This is a genomic window from Blastomonas sp. UPD001 (assembly GCF_003426715.1).
Lineage (GTDB): Bacteria > Pseudomonadota > Alphaproteobacteria > Sphingomonadales > Sphingomonadaceae > Blastomonas.
In genome coordinates this window covers 1-546 of record NZ_QKVT01000020.1, presented here as the reverse complement: position 1 = coordinate 546, position 546 = coordinate 1, and the positions used below count along the sequence as shown (strand labels likewise).

The 546-nt window shown below is 40.1% G+C and carries 1 protein-coding gene; it reads right to left on the bottom strand.

What is annotated here, in order from left to right:
• Positions 1-546, bottom strand: a 546-nt coding sequence (locus DM995_RS22940; RefSeq protein WP_198669463.1) for a Crp/Fnr family transcriptional regulator, incomplete at both ends; no start/stop codon positions are given.

Here is a 546-nt window from a genome sequence, read left to right as displayed (position 1 = left end):
ATCTGCTAAATCTTTAAAAGGGATGTTAAAAATTTTTCTACCTTTGTCTGATTCTTGACCATAGCTTTCGCCCAAGCTGACAAGAATGTGAGCAAGTTTGACTGCTGGTGCAAAAGAACGCATTTGCAAGCGTACGTTTGCATGTCGTAGTCGTCTCACCATTAATTGCAGCATTCGGTGGTGTAGCTGTGGATCTTTAAATAAAATATGAATAAATTTTTCTCTAGAGATACTTAGTAATTTTACGGCTGAAAGAGCAATCACATCGGTTGAACGAGGAGATTCATCCAAAATTGCCATTTCTCCAAAAAAATCGCCCCGACCCAAAATAGCTAAAGCCACGGAATCTTCACCTATAGTGCGCCGAACTTTTACCCAACCAGAAACTATGAGGTAAACTGCGTTACCCCAAGCATCTTCCATCAACACAGCTCGTCCAGCTGGGTATTCGTGTTCAATAGCAACTGAAAGTAACCATTCCAGAGTTTGTGGATTGGCTGTATTTATTAAAGGGAAAAGTTCACTAAAAACCTCTGTATGCATGTA